Annotated in this window: 19 protein-coding genes; 12 read left to right on the forward strand and 7 right to left on the reverse strand. The window is 61.6% G+C overall.

Translation table 11 applies throughout. From position 1 onward, the window contains the following. Nucleotides 1–223 precede the first annotated feature (223 nt). From blh to JZX88_RS11930, 4 genes are read left to right on the forward strand one after another with little or no spacing between them, the layout of a single operon-like run. A complete protein-coding gene (gene blh, locus JZX88_RS11915; RefSeq protein ID WP_206913712.1) occupies nucleotides 224–1,519 on the forward strand; it encodes a bifunctional sulfur transferase/dioxygenase Blh in 1,296 nt (431 codons plus the stop codon). Further along, on the forward strand, nucleotides 1,513–1,866 hold the full coding sequence (gene bigR, locus JZX88_RS11920) for a sulfite-sensing transcriptional repressor BigR (RefSeq protein ID WP_110757813.1): 354 nt from the start codon (nucleotides 1,513–1,515) through the stop codon (nucleotides 1,864–1,866). Before blh ends, bigR begins: the two co-directional genes overlap by 7 nt. Further along, nucleotides 1,863–2,270 (forward strand): YeeE/YedE family protein, encoded by a 408-nt coding sequence (locus tag JZX88_RS11925; protein ID WP_110757811.1) that lies wholly within the window; start codon nucleotides 1,863–1,865, stop codon nucleotides 2,268–2,270. The genes bigR and JZX88_RS11925 overlap by 4 nt, the downstream gene beginning before the upstream one ends. Beyond that, nucleotides 2,267–2,704 carry a YeeE/YedE family protein gene (locus tag JZX88_RS11930; protein ID WP_206913713.1) on the forward strand — a complete coding sequence of 146 codons (438 nt, stop codon included), beginning with the start codon at nucleotides 2,267–2,269 and terminating at the stop codon, nucleotides 2,702–2,704. Before JZX88_RS11925 ends, JZX88_RS11930 begins: the two co-directional genes overlap by 4 nt. Nucleotides 2,705–2,779: 75 nt before the next feature. Here the strand turns inward: JZX88_RS11930 and gpmI are convergent, their stop codons facing one another. The 6 genes from gpmI to JZX88_RS11960 form a co-directional block, all read right to left on the reverse strand. Continuing rightward, nucleotides 2,780–4,297, reverse strand: coding sequence for a 2,3-bisphosphoglycerate-independent phosphoglycerate mutase (gene gpmI / locus JZX88_RS11935; RefSeq protein ID WP_206913714.1), 1,518 nt, complete (start codon nucleotides 4,295–4,297; stop codon nucleotides 2,780–2,782). 350 nt (nucleotides 4,298–4,647) lie between these two features. Continuing rightward, nucleotides 4,648–5,919, reverse strand: a complete 1,272-nt coding sequence (locus JZX88_RS11940) for a dihydrolipoamide acetyltransferase family protein (RefSeq protein ID WP_206913715.1) — start codon at nucleotides 5,917–5,919, stop codon at nucleotides 4,648–4,650. 2 nt (nucleotides 5,920–5,921) lie between these two features. Then, entirely contained in the window at nucleotides 5,922–6,935 is a 1,014-nt protein-coding gene (locus tag JZX88_RS11945) for an alpha-ketoacid dehydrogenase subunit beta (RefSeq protein WP_080829562.1), read from the reverse strand. Nucleotides 6,936–6,938: 3 nt separating this feature from the next. Further along, nucleotides 6,939–8,177 (reverse strand): 3-methyl-2-oxobutanoate dehydrogenase (2-methylpropanoyl-transferring) subunit alpha, encoded by a 1,239-nt coding sequence (locus tag JZX88_RS11950; RefSeq protein WP_206913716.1) that lies wholly within the window; start codon nucleotides 8,175–8,177, stop codon nucleotides 6,939–6,941. A gap of 44 nt (nucleotides 8,178–8,221) precedes the next feature. After that, nucleotides 8,222–9,349 (reverse strand): acyl-CoA dehydrogenase family protein, encoded by a 1,128-nt coding sequence (locus tag JZX88_RS11955; protein ID WP_206913717.1) that lies wholly within the window; start codon nucleotides 9,347–9,349, stop codon nucleotides 8,222–8,224. 12 nt (nucleotides 9,350–9,361) lie between these two features. Continuing rightward, nucleotides 9,362–10,525, reverse strand: a complete 1,164-nt coding sequence (locus JZX88_RS11960; RefSeq protein ID WP_206913719.1) for an acetyl-CoA C-acyltransferase — start codon at nucleotides 10,523–10,525, stop codon at nucleotides 9,362–9,364. Nucleotides 10,526–10,708: 183 nt separating this feature from the next. Here JZX88_RS11960 and JZX88_RS11965 point away from each other — a divergent pair, with 183 nt between their 5' ends. The 8 genes from JZX88_RS11965 (at nucleotide 10,709) to panB (ending at nucleotide 19,594) form a co-directional block, all read left to right on the forward strand. Further along, on the forward strand, nucleotides 10,709–11,182 hold the full coding sequence (locus JZX88_RS11965) for an Lrp/AsnC family transcriptional regulator (protein WP_065118085.1): 474 nt from the start codon (nucleotides 10,709–10,711) through the stop codon (nucleotides 11,180–11,182). 75 nt (nucleotides 11,183–11,257) lie between these two features. Then, the gene (locus JZX88_RS11970; protein ID WP_206913720.1) at nucleotides 11,258–12,430 is read left to right on the forward strand and encodes an isovaleryl-CoA dehydrogenase; all 1,173 of its coding nucleotides are present in this window, start codon (nucleotides 11,258–11,260) and stop codon (nucleotides 12,428–12,430) included. 7 nt (nucleotides 12,431–12,437) lie between these two features. Next, nucleotides 12,438–14,039: a carboxyl transferase domain-containing protein gene (locus JZX88_RS11975; RefSeq protein WP_174033904.1), complete on the forward strand. Its 1,602-nt coding sequence runs from the start codon at nucleotides 12,438–12,440 to the stop codon at nucleotides 14,037–14,039. A gap of 7 nt (nucleotides 14,040–14,046) precedes the next feature. After that, nucleotides 14,047–16,044, forward strand: a complete 1,998-nt coding sequence (locus JZX88_RS11980; protein ID WP_206913721.1) for an acetyl/propionyl/methylcrotonyl-CoA carboxylase subunit alpha — start codon at nucleotides 14,047–14,049, stop codon at nucleotides 16,042–16,044. Between the two features lies 1 nt (nucleotide 16,045). After that, entirely contained in the window at nucleotides 16,046–16,972 is a 927-nt protein-coding gene (locus tag JZX88_RS11985; protein WP_206913722.1) for a hydroxymethylglutaryl-CoA lyase, read from the forward strand. Further along, nucleotides 16,962–17,738, forward strand: coding sequence for an enoyl-CoA hydratase-related protein (locus tag JZX88_RS11990; RefSeq protein ID WP_206913723.1), 777 nt, complete (start codon nucleotides 16,962–16,964; stop codon nucleotides 17,736–17,738). Before JZX88_RS11985 ends, JZX88_RS11990 begins: the two co-directional genes overlap by 11 nt. Before the next feature lie 141 nt (nucleotides 17,739–17,879). Next, the gene (panC, locus tag JZX88_RS11995; RefSeq protein WP_206913724.1) at nucleotides 17,880–18,758 is read left to right on the forward strand and encodes a pantoate--beta-alanine ligase; all 879 of its coding nucleotides are present in this window, start codon (nucleotides 17,880–17,882) and stop codon (nucleotides 18,756–18,758) included. Continuing rightward, on the forward strand, nucleotides 18,755–19,594 hold the full coding sequence (gene panB, locus JZX88_RS12000) for a 3-methyl-2-oxobutanoate hydroxymethyltransferase (protein WP_206913725.1): 840 nt from the start codon (nucleotides 18,755–18,757) through the stop codon (nucleotides 19,592–19,594). The genes panC and panB overlap by 4 nt, the downstream gene beginning before the upstream one ends. Before the next feature lie 159 nt (nucleotides 19,595–19,753). On the opposite strand, the gene rhaI is transcribed toward panB, so the two are convergent. After that, the gene (rhaI, locus tag JZX88_RS12005) at nucleotides 19,754–21,046 is read right to left on the reverse strand and encodes an L-rhamnose catabolism isomerase (protein ID WP_206913726.1); all 1,293 of its coding nucleotides are present in this window, start codon (nucleotides 21,044–21,046) and stop codon (nucleotides 19,754–19,756) included. Nucleotides 21,047–21,198 lie beyond the last annotated feature (152 nt).

Consider the following 21,198-nt stretch of genomic DNA (forward strand, 5'->3'; position numbering starts at 1 on the left):
ATGTTAGCAAACACCCGCCACATTGCAAGGCCCGGGCGTGTTCGCGACCGGTTATCATGCCTCCTGCCGGCAGCAACCGTAGCAGCAAACATCATTCGGCCAATCAGCATCTAACGCCAGCCGACACGGAGCAGACATTCCGAAAAGAAATCTTCCGCCCTTGCAGCCAGACAATATACATTATATTATAACGTATATTAATTGAGAAAAACAGGAGATGCCGATGAATGCCGTCAAGATCGATGGGCGCCTGACCGTGGCCGGCCAGCCGGAGATCGCCGATTTTTCCTCGCTCTCCGCTCAAGGGTATAAAAGCATCATCAACGCCCGGCCGGACGGGGAAGACCACGACCAACCCGGCAACATGCGGGAAAAAAGCGCCGCTGGCACGGCTGGTCTGGCGTATAACTTCATTCCGGTTACCGGCCCGACCATGACCGAAGCCGATATTCGCGCCTTCCAGCAGGCGATGGCGGAGGCGGACGGTCCCGTTTTCGCCCATTGCAAGGGGGGCACCCGTGCACTCACGCTCTATGTGCTGGGGGAAGCGCTGGACGGGCGCATCGGGCAGGATCAAATCGAGGCTTTTGGCACCACGCATGGTTTCGACCTGTCCGGCGCCGTTCGCTGGCTGCAGCGACGAGCGGCGGCATTGCCGCAGGTCAAGGCCTTCTTCGACCCGCGCACATGGAGCGTGCAATATGTCGTTTCCGACCCCGCGACCGGGCGTTGCGCCATCATCGACCCGGTCTATGATTTCGATGAGAAGTCCGGCGCGACGGACACGATGAATGCCGATGCCATTCTGGCCTATGTCGAAAGTCAGGGCCTGTCGGTCGAATGGATTCTCGATACGCACCCACATGCCGATCATTTTTCCGCAGCCCATTATCTGAAGCAGAAAACCGGCGCCCAGACAGCCATCGGCGCAAAAGTGACGGGCGTACAGAAACTCTGGCAGGAGAAATACAACTGGCCTGAACTGGAAACCGACGGGTCCCAGTGGGACCGGCTGTTCGAAGCAGGTGACCGGTTCACCATTGGCTCGCTCGATGCCCGCGTGCTGTTTTCCCCCGGCCACACACTGGCCTCCGTCACCTATGTGGTGGGCGACGCAGCCTTTGTGCACGATACGCTTTTCATGCCGGATTCCGGCACCGCGCGCGCCGATTTTCCGGGCGGCAGCGCCAGAGAACTCTGGGCGTCGATTCAAGCTATCCTCGCCCTTCCCGATGAAACGCGGCTTTTCACCGGTCATGACTACCAGCCCGGCGGCCGCGCCCCGAAATGGGAGAGCACGGTCGGCGAACAGAAACGCAGCAACCCGCATCTGGCCGACATGACGGAAGAGGGGTTCATCCGCTTGCGCGAAGCGCGGGACCGCGGCCTGCCGATGCCCAAGCTCATTCTGCACGCCTTGCAGGTCAACATTCGTGGCGGCCGCCTGCCGGAACCGGAGGCAAACGGCAAGCGCTATCTTAAATTCCCGCTCGATGGGCTGGAGGGCAGCACATGGTGAAGCACGACCTGGGAGAACAGGCCCTGCGGATGAGCGAGATTCCCCTGCCCGCCATGGAAGAACGCGCTGTCGAAGTTGCACTGCTTTTGAAGACGCTTGCCCATCCCGCCCGGCTGATGCTTGCCTGCACGCTGGCACAGGAGGAATTTTCCGTCGGCGAGCTGGAAACAAAGCTCGATATTCACCAGCCCACGCTTTCCCAGCAGCTCGGCGTGCTGCGGGAAGCCGGCGTGGTCGAAACCCGGCGCGAAGCCAAGCAGATATTCTACCGGATGGGCGAGACGAAAGCGGCCCAGCTTATCGAGGCCCTCTACGCCATATTCTGTGCACCGGAGGAAACCCCGTGAGCCCTTATTGGCCCCCGCTTTTCGGCGGCATGATGCTGGGTCTTGCAAGCATTCTGCTGTTTCTGTTCAACGGCCGCATCGCTGGCATCAGCGGCATCATGGGCAGGGTTCTCGGCAGGGAGAGGCGTCTCGCCGATCTCGCATTTGTCGCCGGTCTGCTGGCCGGGCCCTATCTTTACGCCGCCGCCTTCGGCGGGCTTCCCATAGTAACCATAATCGCACCGTGGCCGCTGATCATCATTGCCGGCCTGCTGGTGGGTTTCGGCACACGCATGGGCTCCGGCTGCACCTCCGGCCACGGTATCATGGGGCTGGCGCGGTTTTCCCGGCGTTCCATCGCAGCAACCGCGACATTCCTGATCACCGGCATTTGCGCCGCGACGATAACGGGGGCCCTGTCATGAAAAACTTCGCCGTGGCGCGCGTTGCGCTGGCATTGGTTGCAGGAGCACTGTTCGGTTTTGGCCTGTCGCTCTCCGGCATGGTCAATCCGGCCCGCGTTTCAGCTTTTCTCGATGTGGCGAGCGATGATTGGGACCCGAGCCTGATGTTCGTTCTCGGCGGCGCGGTCATGGTTGCCGTGCCGGGTGTGCTGCTGCGCAATTTTTTTGCCAGACCGATCCTCGCCGAAAATTTCAGCCTTCCCGCCAAAACCCGTGTCGACCGGCCACTTATCCTCGGATCGGCGATTTTCGGTCTGGGCTGGGGGCTAGCCGGTTTCTGCCCCGGCCCGGCACTATCGGCGTTCGCCCTCGGGCTCACCCCGGTCATCCTCTTCGTCTGCGCCATGATCGCCGGCATGCTGGTGCATGACCGTCTCTACGCAAGAGAGTCCTAGGCTTTCACCGACGCTTATTCGGCGACGAAAGAAAACAGTCGCCCAGGCGCAAAACGCCCGCGCGACGGTGTCTGATTACAGGTCGATCAGGCTCTTGCCCGTCATTTCCGGGGGCAGCGGCACGTTCATCAGTTGCAGCAGCGTCGGCGCGACATCGGCCAGAATACCGTCATGCACCTTGGCGCCTTCCGGGCCGCCAAAAAGGATCACCGGCACCGGATTGGTGGTGTGCGCCGTGTGCGGACCGCCGGTGACCGGGTCGACCATGGTTTCGCAATTGCCGTGATCGGCAATGACAAGCATCGCGCCACCGACCTTCTCAAGCGCGGCAACGACTGCGCCCAGACCGCGATCCACAGCTTCGCAGGCCTTGATCGCGGCCTGCAGGTCGCCCGTGTGGCCGACCATATCCGGATTGGCATAATTGGTGACGATGAGATCGTAACCCTTACCGATCGCCTCGACGAATTTCTCGGTCACCTCGGGCGCGCTCATTTCCGGCTGCAGATCGTAGGTCGCAACTTTCGGGGATTTCGGCATGAAGCGGTCTTCGCCCACTTCCGGCTCTTCCTTGCCGCCATTCAGGAAGAAGGTGACATGCGGATATTTTTCCGTCTCGGCCAGGCGGAACTGCGTGAGCCCCTGCTTCGCCACCCATGCGCCGAGCGTGTTGACGATATCGCGCTTCGGATAAGCCGTGGTCATGAAATCATTGTGGCGGGTGGAATATTCCACCATGCCCAGAAGCGCCGAAAGGACGGGCTTTTCGCGCGGAAAACCGTCGAAATCATTGGCGCCGATGGCGAGCAGGATTTCGCGCGCACGGTCAGCGCGGAAATTCAGGCAGAACAGGCCGTCGCCGGCCTTGAAACCCTCATAACCATCGATCACCGTCGGCAGGATGAATTCGTCCGTGACATTGTTCTGGTAGCTCTGGGCGACGGCACTCACCGCATCCCGCGCGCGTTCGCCCTTGCCGAGAACCATGGCGTCGTAGGCTTTCTCGACGCGCTCCCAGCGATTGTCGCGATCCATCGCATAATAACGGCCGATGACCGTGCCGATGCTGGCGCCTTCCGGCAGGCTTGCCACCAGCGCCGCCACAAAACCTTCAGCCGATTGCGGCGCGACATCGCGGCCATCGGTAATGGCATGGACCACCACCTTCAGACCCTGCGAGATCATCAGTTTCACAGCCGCCTGGCCGTGGACGATATGGCCATGAACGCCGCCATCGGAAACCACGCACATCAGATGCGCCACACCGCCCGCGGCCTTTACCTTTGCTGCGAACTCAAGCATCGCCGCATTGCGGAAAAAGCTGCCATCCTCGATTGCCAGATCGATCTGGCCGAGATCCATGGCGACGATGCGACCGGCGCCGATATTGGTGTGGCCGACTTCGGAATTGCCCATCTGCCCGGTGGGCAGGCCGACATTGGGGCCAAAGGTGGTCAGCGTCGCATTCGGGCAGGTGGCGAAAAGCCGGTCCATGGTGGGGGTGTTCGCCAGCGCCGGCGCGTTGCTGGATTTATCCTCGCTCAGCCCCCAGCCATCGAGAATAGTCAGGACAACGGGTTTGGGAATGCGCATGGGAGGACCTTCTTCTTCATTCGGTTGCCGGCGGACAGCGGACCGCCGGGCCCCGGAGCGCCCTCGTCCGCCACTATGATCATGATGAGAAAACATGCTTCTCGTTCTTCTCTTCTATACCCGAAGATGACGAACGCAAGCCTATACCGACAGCGAAACAGTTCCGTGAAGGTCGAAAACGCGGGCTAGGAAATGCAGTCATGATACGCACACGCCCTCATTCCTGTGCGCGTCACAGGAATCCAGCCCGACGCGCATCCGCGCGGCGGGGAGAGCCCTTTCAGCCCACGGACCCGGGCTGGCTGGATCCCTGTGAACCAAGCACAGGGATGAAGGAGCGCGGATCGTCTTCACTCGATGAAAATCAGCGCGGGCTTCTCCAGCAGTGCCTTGACGGCCTGGATGAAGACCGCCGCATCCCACCCATCGACGACGCGATGATCGAAGCTGGAAGACAGGTTCATCATCTTGCGCGGCACAAAGCGAATTCCATCCCAGACCGGCCGCGTCACGATCTTGTTGACGCCGATGATCGCCACTTCGGGGTGATTGATGATGGGTGTCGAAACGACACCGCCCAAGGCTCCCAGCGAACTGATGGTGATGGTGGAGCCCATCAGTTCTTCCCGATGCGCCGTGCCGGTGCGGGCGGCTTCGGCGACGCGTGCGACTTCGTCCGCACATTCCCAAAGGCCGAGCGTTTCCGTGTGGCGAACGACCGGCACGGTGAGGCCCGAGGGCGTCTGTGTGGCGATGCCGATATGAACCGCTTCATAGTGGCTGACGACACCTTTGTCGTCGTCAAAGGTGGCATTCATGCCGGGATGATCGGCAACGGCTTTCACCAGCGCGCGCATCAAAAACGGCAGGATCGTCAGCTTCGGCTGCCCGGAACGGCGGCTGCCGTTCATGGTCGCGCGCAAATCCTCCAGATCGGTCACGTCGACTTCTTCGACGTAGGTGATATGCGGAATGCGGGAGGCGGAAAGCACCATCTTCTCGGCAATCTTGCGCCTGAGCCCGGTCACCTTCACTTCCTCGACGGCGCTATCGTGGGGCGCTATCGGCTCGGGGCGTTCCGGCCTTCCCCGCCCGGTTAAAAACCCGTCGAGATCGGCATGGGTGACATGCCCGTCCGGCCCGGTCCCCTTGACCTTGGTGAGATCAATATCGAGATCGTCGGCGCGCTGGCGGACGGCGGGAGATGCCAGCGGTTTGTGGTGCAGCTCGATCGCGGGTGCCGGCGGTGCCTCCTCGGTCTTGCGCGCTGGCGGCTGGGTTTCAACGGGTGGCGGCGTTTCCGTCATATCGGCAGGCGCTTCCGCCGCCTGGGCTTCCGCTTCTACTTCCGGCACGCTGCCATTGGGAGCGGCGGCGGCGACATCGGTTTCGATGCGAACCAGCGGCGCCTTCACCGGCACGGTGTTTCCGACGGTCACGGCAAGCCAGGTGACGACACCCGCCACCGGCGACGGGATTTCCACCGTCGCCTTGTCCGTCATCACCGCGGCCAGCACCATGTCCTCATGGACGATATCGCCCGGCTTGACATTCCATTCCACCAGTTCGGCTTCCGCCACGCCTTCACCGACATCGGGCATGGTAAGAACAAATTCCGCCATAATCAGGCCTCCATGACGTCGACAAGGGCGCGCCCGACACGGGCGGGTCCCGGAAAATAGTCCCACTCCTGCGCATGCGGGTAAGGCGTATCCCAGCCGGCGACGCGGACGACGGGAGCCTCAAGGTGATAAAAACAATGTTCCTGTACCAGTGACACGACTTCGGCCCCGAAGCCGGAGGTCAGCGTCGCCTCATGCACCATGACGCAGCGGCCGGTCTTGGAAACGGACTTCACGATGGTATCGAGATCGAGCGGCAGCAGGCTGCGAAGATCGATGATCTCGGCATCCACACCGGTTTCTTCCGCCGCCGCCAGCGCCACATGCACCATGGTGCCATAAGCGATGACGGTAACAGCGTTTCCGGGGCGGCGGATTTCGGCCTTGCCTATGGGAATGGTGTAATGGCCTTCTGGCACCTCGCCCATCTCGTGTTTGGACCAGGGCGTCACCGGCCGGTCGTGGTGCCCGTCGAAAGGGCCATTATAAAGCCGCTTCGGCTCCAGAAACATCACGGGGTCGGGGTCTTCGATGGATGCGATCAGCAACCCCTTGGCATCATAGGGATTGGAAGGGACCACCACCTTCAACCCGCAGACATGGGTGAAAAGCGCTTCCGGGCTCTGGCTGTGCGTCTGCCCGCCAAAGATGCCCCCGCCGGTCGGCATTCTCAGCACGATGGGGCAGGTGAAATCGCCATTGGAGCGATAGCGAATGCGCGCCGCCTCCTGGGTGATCTGGTCATAGGCGGGATACATGTAATCGGCGAACTGGATTTCGACGCAGGGCCGCAAGCCATAAGCGGCCATGCCGATTGCCGTGCCGACAATACCGGATTCGCTGATCGGCGCATCGAAACAGCGGGTCTTGCCGTATTTCCCCTGCAGCCCCTGCGTGGCGCGGAAGACGCCGCCGAAATAACCCACGTCTTCGCCGAACACCACGACATCGTCGCTGCGTTCCATGGAGACATCCATGGCGCTGCGGACGGCTTCGATCATCGTCATTCTGGTCATGGATCACCACCCTGCCTTCTGGCGCTGGCGGACAAGATGCGGCGGCATCTCGGCGTAAACGCCTTCGAAAATATCCTTCTTCGGCGGTTTTTTGCCTTCATGCAGCGTGCCGTGGCTTTCCGCCTCGCGCTGCGCTTCAAGCACTTCATCGGCGATTTCCGCCTCCGCCTGCCGGTGCCGCTCCTCCGACCAGACGCCGCGCAGGATGAGATGTTTCTTCAATCGCAGAACCGGATCGCCCAGCGGCCAGGCATCGGATTCCGTCTTGGGGCGATAGGCACTCGGATCGTCCGAGGTGGAATGAGCGCCGACGCGATAGGTCACATATTCGATCAGCGTCGGGCCGAGATTGCGGCGTGCCCGCTCAACGGCCCAGCGCGCCACGGCATAAACGGCGAGATAATCATTGCCATCGACCCGAAGCGCCGGAATGCCAAAGCCCAGCCCGCGCGCCGCAAATGTGCCGGAGCCGCCGCGCGCGATGCCCTGAAAGGTGGAAATCGCCCATTGATTGTTGACGATATTGAGGATGACCGGGGCCTTGTAGGTGGAGGCGAAGACCAGCGCGGAATGGAAATCCGACTCCGCCGTCGAACCGTCGCCGATCCACGCAGCCGCGATCTTCGTATCGCCCTTGATGGCCGAGGCCATCGCCCAGCCAACCGCCTGCACATATTGTGTGGCGAGGTTGCCGGAGACGGTGAAGAAACCGTGCTCCTTCGAGGAATAGAGCACCGGCAATTGCCGCCCGTGCAGCGGGTCGAGCTCGTTGGAATAGATCTGGTTCATCATGGTGACGAGCGGGTAATCATCGGCGATCAATAGCCCGGCCTGCCGGTAGGTCGGGAAATTCATGTCGCCTTTGGAAAGCGCCTTGCGGAAGGCGCAACTGACGGCCTCCTCCCCCAGATGCTGCATATAAAACGAGGTCTTTCCCTGCCGCTGCGCCATCAGCATGCGGGCATCGAAAGCCCGAAGCCGCATCATGTTTTTGAGGCCAACCAGCAATTCCTCGTCCGAAAGCAGCCCCGCCCACGGCCCGACAGCCTCACCCTGATGATTGAGAACGCGGATGATCGAATAAGCGAGATCGCGCATGCTTTCCGGTGCGGCGTCCACCTCCGGGCGCGGCACGGTGCCGGCCTTGGGTATCTTCACATTGGAGAAATCCGGCTCCCCGCCGGGCCGCACCGCAGGCTCTGGAACATGCAGGCTGAGATGTGGCGTTTCGGTTATGTCCATTCTACTCCTCCCGTCACGGTCTCCTCCAGACCGCGAAACAACTCTCAAAGGTTTCTTGCGATCACCATGCGCTGGACATCGCTGGTCCCCTCGTAAATCTGGCAGATGCGTACATCGCGATAAATCCGCTCCACCGGATAATCCGCCATGTAGCCGTAACCGCCGTGAATCTGGATGGCGTCCGAGCAGACGCGTTCGGCCATTTCGGACGCGAAGAGCTTGGCCATCGAAGCCTCCGAAAGACAGGGCTCGCCCGCCTCCTTCAGCGCCGCCGCATGCAGCACCAGCTGCCGCGCCGCCGTAATCCGCGTTGCCATGTCGGCCAACCGAAACGCCACCGCCTGATGTTCGATGATCGCCTGTCCGAAAGCCTTGCGCTCGCGGGCATAGTCCCGAGCCGCCTCGAAGGCCGACTGCGCCATGCCGACCGCCTGCGCGGCGATGCCGATGCGGCCACCCTCCAGATTGGCGAGCGCGATGCGATAACCCTGCCCCTCTTCGCCCAGCCGCAATTCGACAGGGACCGCCATCTCGGTGAAGGCGATCTGGCAGGTATCGGACGAATGCAGGCCGAGCTTTTCTTCGACCCTTATCACCTCGTAACCCGGCGTATCGGTCGGCACGATGAAGGCGGTGATGCCCTTCTTGCCCGCCGCCGCATCGGTGACGGCGAAGACGATGACGACATCACCATTCTTGCCTGACGTTATGAACTGTTTTGCACCATCAAGAATATAGCGGTCGCCATCACGCCGGGCGCGGGTCTTCAGGTTGGAAGCATCGGAACCGGCCTGCGGTTCTGTCAGCGCAAAACCGCCGATCCATTCGCCGGACGCGAGTTTCGGCAGGAACCGCTGTTTCTGGTCTTCCGTGCCGAATTTCAGGATCGGCACGCAGCCGACTGAATTATGCACGCTCATGATGGTGGAACAGGCACCGTCACCGGCGGCGATTTCCTCCAGCGCCAGGGCATAAGCGACGGCACCCGTTTCCGACCCGCCATAATCCTCCGAGACCAGCATGCCGAGGAAACCGAGGTCTCCCATTTCCTTCAGTTCGTCTTTCGGGAACCGGCTTTCCCGATCACGCGCGGCAGCCCCGGGGGCGAGCCGCTCGCGGGCGAAATCGCGGGCCATGTCCCTGATCTGCTGCTGGGCTTCGTTCAGGATCATCGCCGCCTCCCCTTAATGCCGCTCGATGCCGAGCGCGGTTGCTTCACCGCCGCCAATGCAGACTGCGGCCACGCCGCGCTTCAGCCCGTGACGCTGCAGGGCGGCCAGCAGAGTGACAACGATCCTCGCGCCGGAAGCGCCGATCGGATGGCCGAGCGCGCAGGCGCCGCCGTGCACATTCACTTTCTCATGCGGCAGATCGAGATCGCGCATTGCCGCCATCGCCACCACGGCAAAGGCCTCGTTGATTTCGAACAGATCGACATCCCTCGCCGTCCAGCCGGTCTTAGCAAACAGCTTTTTCATCGCGCCGATGGGAGCCGTTGGATATCCGGCGGGTGCGTCCGCATGGGAGGCCTGACCGATAATGGTCGCCAGCGGCGAAAGACCCCGCCTTTCCGCTTCGGAGCGACGCATGAGAACGAGAGCGGCCGCACCATCGGAGATAGAACTGGAATTGGCCGCCGTCACCGTTCCGCCATCGCGAAAGGCGGGCTTCAGCTGCGGTATTTTTTCCGGCCTTGCCTTGCCCGGCTGCTCATCCACGGCAACATCGCCGACAGGCGCCATTTCCGCTTCGAAGGCTCCCTCCGCTATGGCGCGTCGCGCCCGTTCCAGCGAGGCGAGCGCATAATCATCCTGCATGGCGCGGGTAAATTGATAGGTTTCAGCGCAATCTTCCGCGAAAGTGCCCATCAGCCGGCCCTTGTCATAGGCATCCTCGAGACCGTCGAGAAACATATGGTCGATGACCTTGCCATGACCGAGACGATAGCCATTTCGGGCGCGATCCAGCAGATAGGGCGCATTGCTCATGCTTTCCATGCCGCCGGCCAGCACGATGGAAGAGCTTCCCGCCGCGATCTGGTCATGGCCCAGCATGATCGCCTTCATGCCCGAGCCGCACATCTTGTTGATGGTCGTTGCGCCAATCGAATTGGGAATGCCGGCGGCAATGGCTGCCTGTCTGGCGGGCGCCTGCCCCTGCCCGGCCGTCAGCACACAGCCCATCAGCACATCGTCAATATCAGAAACCGGAACAGCGGCCCGTTCGACGGCCGCACGGATCGCCGCGGCCCCAAGATCGGGCGCTGCCACCGATTTGAATTCGCCCTGGAACCCACCCATAGCAGTACGGGCGGTCCCGACGATCACGACAGGGTCATGCACAGCCAAATTCACCTCCCTTGGCCATTCTCCCGCTTGAGAAAACGACCGTCATCGCGATCTCCTCCAGACCTCGAATGACATGAACGCTATCACCAACTCGAATTCATTTCAAAGCTATTTTGATTGACAGTTTTTTGATTGACGATATCTTTGATCCAACAAATAGTCATATCATAGAGCAAATGATCCATGATTGAGCTCGACAGTTTCGACCAGAAGATTCTGCATGTGCTCGGCGATGACGGGCGGGTGAGCTGGCGGGATCTGGCGGCCCGTATCGGTCTTTCCTTCACGCCGACGCTGCGCCGCGTGCGCAAGCTGGAAGAGGAAGGCATCATTCGCGGCTATACCGCGGTGTTCGATGAGAACCGGCTGCTCGGCAATATGGGCGTCTTCATATCCGTCACGCTGGAGCGGCAGATCAAGGAAGCGCTGACGACCTTCGAACACCATGTGGCTTCCATTCCCGAAGTGGTGGGCGGTTACCAGACCAGCGGCAGTTCCGATTACCTGATCCACGCCATGGTGCGGGACCTGCCGCATTATCAGGAGCTGCTGGATTTCCTGACCACGGTTCCCGGCGTGTCGCGCATCCAGTCCAATTTCGCCATCAAGACATTCGTGCGCCGTTCCGCCGCCTTCACCGGGGGAGACACGCCGTAATCAAGGGCTGCCGGCGCGGAGGAGGTGCCGGCTGCAGACAAAAGGGACGGCCTGCCGTCCGGAGGAGGAGACGCGATGAGTTTGAACCTCGCCGCCATTTTCGATGCCGATCTCGGCCCGGAAATCGCAGCATTGCGCGACAGCGCAAGCGCATTCGCAGACGATAAAATCGCCCCGCTGGCGGCGGAGATCGACCGCGACGACCGTTTTCCACGCAAGCTCTGGCCGGAAATGGGCCAGCTCGGGCTGCACGGCATTACCGTTTCGGAAGAGTTCGGCGGTGCCGACATGGGCTATCTCGCCCATTGCGTGGCGATGGAGGAGATAAGCCGGGCTTCCGCTTCCATCGGCCTTTCCTACGGCGCCCATTCCAACCTCTGCATCAACCAGATTCACCGCTGGGGAACGGATGAGCAGAAGCACAGATATCTGCCGAAACTCGTCTCCGGTGAACATGTCGGTTCTCTCGCCATGAGCGAGACGGAGGCCGGTTCGGATGTCGTCTCCATGCGGCTGAAGGCGGAACGCAGGGGTGACCGCTATGTGCTGAACGGCGCGAAGATGTGGATCACCAATGGTCACGAGGCCGATACGCTGGTGGTTTACGCCAAGACGGATATGTCCGCCGGCCCGCGCGGCATCACCGCTTTCCTGATCGAAAAAGGCTTCAAGGGGTTTCGCCCGGCCCAGAAACTCGACAAGCTCGGCATGCGCGGCTCACCCACGTCAGAACTGGTGTTCGAGGATTGCGAGGTTCCGGAAGAAAACATTCTCGGCCGCCTCAATGACGGCGTGACGGTGCTGATGAGCGGGCTGGATTACGAGCGCGCCGTGCTGGCCGCCGGCCCTGTTGGCATCATGCAGGCGGCCATCGATCTGGTGCTGCCCTATGCCCGCGAGCGCAAGCAATTCGGCAAGCCGATCGGCGAATTCCAGCTGGTGCAGGGAAAGCTCGCCGATATCTACTCGTCCATGAATGCATCCCGCGCCTATGTCTATGCGGTGGCCCGGGCCTGCGACAATGGCCGCATCACGAGGCAGGACGCGGCGGGCGCAATCCTGTTCGCCGCCGAGCGGGCGACACAGGTGGCCTTGGATGCCATCCAGCTTCTCGGTGGTTCCGGCTATGTCAATGAAAGCCCGGCTGGACGGCTGCTGCGAGATGCTAAACTCTATGAAATCGGCGCGGGCACCAGCGAAATCCGCCGGATGCTGATCGGCCGCGAACTGGTCAAGGGCAACGGGTGAGAACGCGATGAAGCTTACATCCAGCCTGAACCGCGACCCCACCTTCGCTGCCAATGTCGATTTCATGTCGGGCCTAGTCGATGACTTGCGCCAGCACGTCGAAAAAATCTCCAGAGGCGGCGGCGAAAAGGCCCGCGAACGGCATCTTTCCCGCGGCAAATTGCTGGCGCGCGACCGCATCGAAGCGCTTCTCGATCCCGGCAGTCCATTCCTCGAATTTTCGCAATTTGCAGCTTACGAGGTCTATGACGAACCCGTTCCCGCCGCCGGCATCGTCACCGGCATCGGCCGGGTCTCGGGCCGCGAATGTGTGATCGTCGCCAATGACGCGACGGTAAAAGGCGGCACCTATTATCCTCTGACGGTGAAGAAACATCTGCGCGCGCAGGAAATCGCCACGGAGAACCGCCTGCCCTGCATCTACCTCGTGGATTCCGGCGGCGCGAACCTGCCCAATCAGGACGAGGTGTTTCCCGACCGCGATCATTTCGGCCGCATCTTCTACAATCAGGCCAATATGTCGGCGCAGGGCATCGCCCAGATCGCCGTGGTGATGGGCAGCTGCACGGCGGGCGGGGCCTATGTGCCCGCCATGAGCGACCAATCCGTCATCGTCAAAAATCAAGGCACGATCTTTCTCGGCGGCCCGCCGCTGGTGAAGGCCGCAACCGGCGAGGTGGTAAGTGCGGAGGACCTCGGCGGTGCGGATGTGCACTCCCGGCAATCCGGCGTCACCGATCATTATGCCCATGACGACCGCCATGCGCTGGCGCTGACCCGGCGGATCGTCTCCACCCTCAACCGCCGCAAGCAGGTGGAGCTGGATATCCGCGAACCCGCAGAACCGCTTTATCCGGCGGATGAACTTTACGGCATCGTTCCCGCCGACACGCGAAAACCCTTCGAGGTGCGCGAGATCATTGCCCGACTGGTGGATGGTTCCGAATTTGACGAGTTCAAGGCGCTTTACGGCACGACGCTGATCTGCGGTTTCGCCCATATCCATGGCTATCCGGTCGGCATCATCGCCAATAACGGCATCCTGTTTTCGGAATCGGCGCTGAAGGGCGCGCATTTCATCGAACTCTGCTGCCAGCGTGGCATCCCCCTGGTTTTCCTGCAAAACATCACCGGCTTCATGGTCGGCAAGGCCTATGAAGCCGGTGGTATCGCCAAGGATGGCGCAAAGCTCGTGACTGCGGTCGCTTCAGCCAAAGTGCCGAAATTCACCGTCATCATCGGCGGCTCCTTCGGGGCCGGCAATTATGGCATGTGCGGCCGCGCCTATTCACCGCGATTTTTGTGGATGTGGCCCAATGCCCGCATTTCGGTGATGGGCGGCGAACAGGCGGCGTCCGTCTTGGCGCAAATCCGCCGCGACGGCATCGAGGCCGACGGCCGCCACTGGTCGAAGGAAGGCGAAGAGGCGTTCAAGCAGCCGATCCGGGAAAAATACGAACGGGAAGGCCATCCCTATTATGCCAGTGCAAGGCTGTGGGACGACGGCATCATCGATCCGAAGGATACCCGCCTCGTACTTGGCCTCGGACTGTCGGCCGCGCTTAACGCACCGATTGAACCCACCCGTTTTGGCATATTCAGGATGTGAGGCGACGATGTTCTCGAAAATACTGATCGCCAACAGGGGCGAGATCGCCTGCCGTATCATCCGCACCGCCAACCGCATGGGCATCCGCACAGTGGCGGTCTATTCGGATGCCGACCGCAACGCCATGCATGTGGCGCTGGCCGATGAGGCCATCGCCATCGGCTCCGCACCGGCGCGCGCCTCCTATCTCGATGCAGAAAAAATCATCGCGGCTGCAAAAACAACCGGCGCGGAGGCGATCCATCCGGGTTACGGCTTTCTCTCCGAAAATGCCGCTTTCGCCGAAGCCTGTGCCGCAGCCGGCCTCATTTTCATCGGCCCACCGCCGCAGGCGATCCGCGCCATGGGCGGGAAAAGCGAGGCGAAGGCGCTGATGACGGAGGCAGGTGTTCCCGTCGTTCCGGGTTATCACGGCGATGAGCAGGCCGAAAAACGGCTGGCGAGCGAGGCGGACAAGATCGGTTATCCCGTGCTGCTGAAGGCTTCGGCCGGCGGCGGTGGCAAGGGCATGCGCGTTGTCAGGCAAAAGCGCGACTTCGCCCCGGAGCTTGCCGGCGCGAAACGCGAAGCGCTTGCCGCCTTCGGCAATGACCGCATGCTGATCGAAAAATACCTGGAACGACCACGACATGTGGAGGTGCAGGTTTTTGCCGATAGCCACGACAAATGTGTTTCGCTGTTCGAACGCGACTGCTCGATCCAGCGCCGGCACCAGAAGGTGATAGAAGAAGCCCCCGCCCCCGGCCTGCCCGATGCCTTGCGGCAACGCATGTATGATGCGGCAACCGCCGCCGCCCGCGCCATCGATTATCGCGGTGCGGGAACCGTGGAATTCCTGCTCGACCCTTCCGGCGACTTCTATTTCATGGAAATGAACACCAGGCTTCAGGTCGAGCATCCGGTGACGGAATATATTACCGGTCTCGATCTGGTCGAATGGCAGATCCGCGTCGCCAACGGAGAGACCCTGCCGGAAGGCTGGTCCGATCTCCGCATCAACGGCCATGCCATAGAGGCGCGGATTTATGCCGAAGATCCGGCGCATGATTTTCTGCCGTCGATTGGCACGGTCAGCCATCTCGTTTTTCCCGATGAAGGCCCTCGCCTCCGGATCGACAGCGGCATCCGCGCCGGCGACGCCATCACCGTGCATTACGATCCGATGATCGCCAAGCTGGTCGTCTGGGATCAAGACCGACCTGCCGCTGTGCGGCGGCTGCGGCTGGCGCTGGAAAAACTGGCGATCTGTGGCGTCACCAGCAATGTCGCCTTTCTGGCGCGGCTTGCGGGGCTCGAGAATTTCGCGGCGGCCGATCTCGATACCGGCTTCATCGCCCGCAACGAGGCGGCACTATTCACCTCCTCAGCCATCGGCGGGGGCGGGATCGCTATAGCCGCGCTTGGCCTTCTTCTTTCGCGACAGAAAATGGCCAGGACGAGTTCTCTGCCATCGGCCGATCCCTATAGCCCATGGAACAGCACCAGCGCTTTCCGCCTGAATGCACCGACGCGGGAAACCCTGATTTTCACTCTCGACCACCAACCGCTCACAGTTGCCGTTACCCATGAGGAGGACGGGTTTTCCCTGGAGATTGACGGCGGGACGATCCGTATTGGCGGTAATCTCGCGGAGAATGGCAGGCTGCGTGCGGTCATCGATGGCAGGCAGAGGCAGGGCTATTTCTTCGCGGAGGATAGCGGCCATACGCTTTTTCTGGACGGCGAGCATTATCGCATCAGCCAGCCAGACCCCGTCGATATGGCGGATGCCACCACCCACACCGGTGGTCTGGAGGCGCCCATGCCGGGCGTTATCCGTGCTCTGCTCAGCCAGAAAGGCGCGCTCGTCGAAGCCGGCGAAGCGCTGGTTGTGATGGAGGCGATGAAAATGGAGCACACGATCCGTGCCCCGGCGAAAGGTATCGTTGCCGCCATCAACTGTGCCGAAGGCGATATGGTGGCAGCCGGTGCGGTGCTGGTGAATTTCGAGCCGGAGGGCGCGTGACATGAGCTGGCCCGAAACCGTCAAAATCGTCGAGGTGGGCGCGCGTGACGGCCTGCAGAACGAAAGCACCGAAGTTCCCGTCGCCATCAAGATCGAACTGATCGAGCGGCTCGCCGCAGCAGGCCTGCCGGCGGTCGAGGCGGGCGCTTTCGTTTCACCCAAGAGAGTTCCGCAGATGGCGGGTTCGACGGCGGTGTTTCAGGGTCTAAGACAGCGGCACGGCACAGCCTATCCGGCGCTCGTTCCCAATATGAAAGGTTTCGAGGCGGCCATTGAAGCCGGCGTGACGGACATCGCCGTTTTCGTCTCCGCATCCGAAGGCTTCAGCCAGCACAATATTGGCTGTTCGCGTTCGGAAAGCCTTGAGCGACTACACGATGTCGCGCAGGTAGCGACCAGCCAGAATATCCGCATGCGCGGTTACGTTTCCTGCATTGCCGGCTGCCCCTATGACGGCGCGGTTGCGCCCGATGAGGTGGCGGCAATGGCCGACGCGCTTGTCGCCATGGGGTGTTACGAAATTTCGCTCGGCGATACGATCGGCGTCGGCACGGCCGGCCAGATCCGCAGTGTCATCAAGCGGGTGGCGACCGACATCCCGCGTGAAAAAATCGCCATGCATTTCCATGACACCTATGGGCAGGGCGTCGCCAATGTGCTGGCCTCGCTTGAGGAAGGCATCGCCGTTTTCGACAGTTCCGTTGCCGGGCTGGGTGGCTGCCCCTTTGCGCCGGGGGCGAGCGGCAATGTCGCCACCGAAGATGTCGTTTATCTGCTGCGGGGGCTTGGTATCAAAACCGGTATCGACCTGATGGCGGTGGCGAAGACCGGTGACTGGATCAGCCGGCATCTCGGCAGGCCAAACGCGGCCCGCGCCGGAAAAGCGCTGCTTGCCGCAAAACAGGAGGATGACCTGCATGGCGGATGAGTTGTTACGCGAAACACGCAAGGATGTTCTGTGGCTGACGCTCAACCGGCCGGAGGTGCACAACGCCCTCAATGCCGCCATGACCGATGCGCTCACGGATGCCATCCGCGCTGCATCCGTTGACCGCAATCTGCGCGCCGTGGTGATAACGGCAGCGGGGGATCGCAGTTTCTGTTCGGGAGCCGATCTCAAGGAAAGCGCCGGCGGCATGTTCCTTTCGCGCGATGGAACAAACCCCATCGCTGATGTGATGCGTGCCATCGAGCGATGCGAAAAACCCGTCATTGCCCGCATCAATGGCCGGGTCCTGGCTGGCGGGCTAGGTCTCGTTGCCGCCTGCGATCTTGCCTATGCAGCCGATCACGCCGAATTCGGCCTGCCGGAAGTGCGGGTCGGGCTTTTCCCGGCCATGGTGGCGGCGAAGCTTCTGGCGAAAATGCCGTTGGGCGGACTTCAGGAGATGGCCTATCTCGGCCAGCCGGTCAGCGCTGCGGAGGCAAAACGCCTTGGCCTCGTCAATCGCACCGCACCTGCGGCCGAACTCGACGGCGTGATCGGGGATGTTCTCGCAAAGCTGCGACAGAATGCGCCGGGCGCCATCGCAGCCGGAAAGTCAGCCTTGCTGGCGATGCGCGACATGTCATCCGATGAGCGGCTGGCCTTTGCCGAAGGCGTCATCGCAACAATCAGCGGCAGCGATGAAGCACGTGAAGGACGACAGGCCTTTGCAGAAAAGCGACTGCCCGGATGGGCCGTGGAGGCCTGAACCGCCCCCGTTCCACAGCAATCGTCGCCTCCTGCGGCGTTAATCGATATAATATACGCCGCCGCGTTGACCCTGTTCAGCAAATCGCGTTCTATCCAGCACCTTTCGCCGGATGGCGATCGGGCAGCCGGAGGAGACCCCATGCGCCTTGTAAAAACCGTCGCCGAATTGCGCAATGCGATTGCCGCCTTTCGCCGCGAGGGCAAGACCGTCGGCTTCGTGCCGACCATGGGTTTTCTCCATATCGGCCACCTCACACTCGTTGCCCAAGCCAAGGCAGAAAACGATGTGACGGTGGTTTCCATCTTCGTCAACCCGCTGCAATTTGGTGCGAATGAAGATCTGGCGCGTTACCCGCGTGACCTCGCCCGCGACAGCGCGCTGCTGGAAGAGGCGGGCGTCGATATTCTCTTCGCGCCAGAGGTGACGGCGATGTATCCGCGCCCGATGTCCACCGTCGTGGATGTGCCGGAACTGGGCAGCCAGCTGGAAGGCGCGGTGCGGCCGGGGCATTTTGCCGGCGTCACCACCGTCGTGACCAAGCTCTTTAACCTCGTCCAGCCGGATGCCGCCTATTTCGGCGAAAAGGACTATCAGCAGGTAACGCTGATCCGCCGCATGGTGGAAGACCTTGCCCAGCCGGTGCGGGTCGTGCCGGTCGCGACGGTGCGTGAAGCGGATGGTCTCGCCTGCTCCTCACGCAATGTCTATCTGACCCCCGAGCAACGCGCTGCCGCCGTGATCGTGCCGCGCGCGCTTGAAGAGGCTAACCGGCTTTATGACCAGGGTCTCGACGATCCGGCCGCCCTGGAAGCGGCGATAGAAAAATTTATCGCCTCTGAGCCACTGGCTTCGCCGGAGGTTGTTGCGGTGCGCGATCCCGATACGCTGGCGCCGGTTACCTCCGTGCAGGCGGGACCCGTGCTGGTGGCGCTGTTCGTGCGCTTCGGCAGCACGCGCCTCCTCGACAACCGCGTCATCGGCCGCGACAGAACCGAAAAAAGAGAGGCTGCCCAATGAGCACCCATGGAAAACTGAAGCGGCTGACGACAGCCTCCATCCGCCAGATGAAAGGTGAAGCACGCATCGTCTGCCTCACCGCCTATACGACGCCGATTGCCCGCCTGCTCGATCCGCATTGCGACCTGCTGCTGGTGGGCGATTCACTCGGCATGGTGCTTTACGGCATGGATACGACGGTTGGCGTGACGCTGGACATGATGATCGCCCATGGCCGCGCCGTCATGCGCGGCGTCAACCGAGCCTGCGTCATCGTCGATCTTCCCTTCGGCACCTATCAGGAATCGAAGGAACAGGCCTTCCGCAACGCGGTGCGGCTGATGCAGGAAACCGGCTGTGACGGCGTGAAGCTGGAAGGCGGCGAGGAAATGGCCGAGACCATCGCTTTTCTCGTCGCGCGCGGCATTCCCGTCTTCGGCCATGTCGGGCTGATGCCGCAGCTCGTCCACACCGCCGGCGGCTTCCGCTCGCTCGGCCATTCCGATGCGGAAACCCAGAAAATCTGGCGTGACGCGATTGCCGTCGATCAGGCTGGCGTCTTCGCGATTGTCGTGGAAGGCACCGTCGAGCCGCTCGCTCGCGAACTGACCGAAAAACTCGCCGCCCCGACCATCGGCATCGGCGCATCTCCGGCCTGCGACGGACAGGTGCTCGTCTCCGACGACATGCTTGGCCTGTTTTCCGATTTCAAACCGAAATTCGTCAAACGTTTTGCTGATCTTGCTGCGGCGGTTTCGGAAGCAACCGCTGCTTATGCCGACGAAGTTCGCTCGGGGGCATTTCCGGGGCCGGAGCATACGTTTCAGGTGCGCCGGCAATCGCCTTCGGGGAAATAACACCATATTTCCGTCATGCCGGACTTGATCCGGCATCCAGCCACGGTGCGTCTGCGCGGTGAGAAGAGTCTCTTGCGATCAAGGACTTGATCGCGCTGGACCCCGGATCAGCTCCGGGGTGACGGGTGTTGGGGACGTCCCCCCAAGAAAACAACGTCCCTAGACAATACCGCCGCTGCCACCAACCGAAGCCGGCCGTTCCGCCGCAACACGCTTGCGATAACCGCTCGCCCGATAGGTCGCGACGGGGTCGATTGCACCACCAGCCAATTGCCGGGCCTGCGCAAGGATCGGCTCGACATCGGTGCGGTAAGCCCGTTTCAACGTATCAGAAGCCAGCAGCGCATCATTATCCTGCTGATAGCCGTCGAGGGCAGCGCGATCCACCAGCAGCGCCTGCGCATAGGCGCGGCGGATTTCATTGGCGCTGGAGATCAGGCTTTCGATCGGGTCCGTCACATTATGCGACTGGTCGATCATATGGGCGGGATGGAAACCCTTCACGCCGCGATATTCCGCATCCACCAGCTCGTTGAAAACGAGGAACAGGCGGTATGGCTCGATTGAGCCGGCATCCAGATCGTCATCGCCATATTTGCTGTCGTTGAAGTGGAAACCGCCGAGCTTGCCGAACTGGATGAGCCGGGCGACGATCATTTCGATATTGGTGTTCGGCGCATGATGGCCGAGGTCGACGAGACAGAAGGCCTTTTCACCGAGCGTATTGGCGATCAGGTAATTGGTGCCCCAATCCTGCACGACGGTGGAATAGAAGGCCGGCTCATACATCTTATGTTCGGAAAAGATGCGCCAGTCATCCGGCAGCGCCTTGTAGATATCGGCCATGCCGGCAAGATACCGCTCGAAACTTCTGGTGAAATTGCTCTGGCCGGGGAAGTTCGAGCCGTCGCCCACCCACACCGTCAGCGCCTTGGAGCCGATGGCGTTGCCGATCTCGATACATTCGATGTTGTGTTCCACGGCCTGCCGGCGCGTGGCGGCATCGGTGTGGCTGAGGGAGCCGTATTTGTAGGAATGGCTCTGACCGGGCGCATCCGAAAACGTGTTGGAGTTCATGGCGTCGAAACCGAGACCCAGCGCATCGGCATGGGCCTTCAGCCGCTTCGGGTCTTCCTTGTCCCACGGAATATGCAGGGAGACGTTTGGTGTAGCGCGCGTCAGCTGGTTGATGACGGCGCAATCATCCAGCTTGTCGAAAATGCCGCGCGGCTCGCCCGTGCCGGGAAAACGGGCAAAACGTGTGCCGCCGGTGCCGACGCCCCAGGACGGCACGGCGACGAAAAACTCCGCCACCCTGGCCGTAACGGCATTGATATCGATGTTACGGCGCGCAAGCTGGTTGCCCAGCGCCTGATAGTCGTCTTTCTGTGCGCCGGCGCGCTTTTCGTTTTCAGCCGCGATCACATCGGCGGCGATTTTCGTCTCGGTCATGTTTTCCTCCCGGGCGATGAACACAACAGGTGCTTCGACCCGCGACACCACCACCCCGTCATTCCGGCCTTGAGCCGGAATCCAGCCAGCCCAAGTCTTTGGGCTGAGAAGACTCTCTCGCCGCGCAGACGCGCGGCTGCTGGATTCCGGCT

Source organism: Agrobacterium sp. OT33 (genome assembly GCF_017313365.1).
GTDB classification, from domain to species: domain Bacteria; phylum Pseudomonadota; class Alphaproteobacteria; order Rhizobiales; family Rhizobiaceae; genus Agrobacterium; species Agrobacterium rhizogenes_A.

What these genes read in the sequence shown, in the direction of transcription:
- JZX88_RS11970 (WP_206913720.1), top strand. Translation starts at nt 11,258, where the DNA reads ATGAGTTTGAACCTCGCCGCCATTTTCGATGCCGATCTCGGCCCGGAA.
- blh (WP_206913712.1), top strand. Translation starts at nt 224, where the DNA reads ATGAATGCCGTCAAGATCGATGGGCGCCTGACCGTGGCCGGCCAGCCG.
- JZX88_RS11990 (WP_206913723.1), top strand. Translation starts at nt 16,962, where the DNA reads ATGGCGGATGAGTTGTTACGCGAAACACGCAAGGATGTTCTGTGGCTG.
- JZX88_RS11940 (WP_206913715.1), bottom strand. Translation starts at nt 5,919, where the DNA reads ATGGCGGAATTTGTTCTTACCATGCCCGATGTCGGTGAAGGCGTGGCG.
- JZX88_RS11950 (WP_206913716.1), bottom strand. Translation starts at nt 8,177, where the DNA reads ATGGACATAACCGAAACGCCACATCTCAGCCTGCATGTTCCAGAGCCT.
- panC (WP_206913724.1), top strand. Translation starts at nt 17,880, where the DNA reads ATGCGCCTTGTAAAAACCGTCGCCGAATTGCGCAATGCGATTGCCGCC.
- JZX88_RS11930 (WP_206913713.1), top strand. Translation starts at nt 2,267, where the DNA reads ATGAAAAACTTCGCCGTGGCGCGCGTTGCGCTGGCATTGGTTGCAGGA.
- JZX88_RS11955 (WP_206913717.1), bottom strand. Translation starts at nt 9,349, where the DNA reads ATGATCCTGAACGAAGCCCAGCAGCAGATCAGGGACATGGCCCGCGAT.
- JZX88_RS11945 (WP_080829562.1), bottom strand. Translation starts at nt 6,935, where the DNA reads ATGACCAGAATGACGATGATCGAAGCCGTCCGCAGCGCCATGGATGTC.
- JZX88_RS11980 (WP_206913721.1), top strand. Translation starts at nt 14,047, where the DNA reads ATGTTCTCGAAAATACTGATCGCCAACAGGGGCGAGATCGCCTGCCGT.
- panB (WP_206913725.1), top strand. Translation starts at nt 18,755, where the DNA reads ATGAGCACCCATGGAAAACTGAAGCGGCTGACGACAGCCTCCATCCGC.
- rhaI (WP_206913726.1), bottom strand. Translation starts at nt 21,046, where the DNA reads ATGACCGAGACGAAAATCGCCGCCGATGTGATCGCGGCTGAAAACGAA.
- bigR (WP_110757813.1), top strand. Translation starts at nt 1,513, where the DNA reads ATGGTGAAGCACGACCTGGGAGAACAGGCCCTGCGGATGAGCGAGATT.
- JZX88_RS11975 (WP_174033904.1), top strand. Translation starts at nt 12,438, where the DNA reads ATGAAGCTTACATCCAGCCTGAACCGCGACCCCACCTTCGCTGCCAAT.
- JZX88_RS11965 (WP_065118085.1), top strand. Translation starts at nt 10,709, where the DNA reads ATGATTGAGCTCGACAGTTTCGACCAGAAGATTCTGCATGTGCTCGGC.
- JZX88_RS11985 (WP_206913722.1), top strand. Translation starts at nt 16,046, where the DNA reads ATGAGCTGGCCCGAAACCGTCAAAATCGTCGAGGTGGGCGCGCGTGAC.
- gpmI (WP_206913714.1), bottom strand. Translation starts at nt 4,297, where the DNA reads ATGCGCATTCCCAAACCCGTTGTCCTGACTATTCTCGATGGCTGGGGG.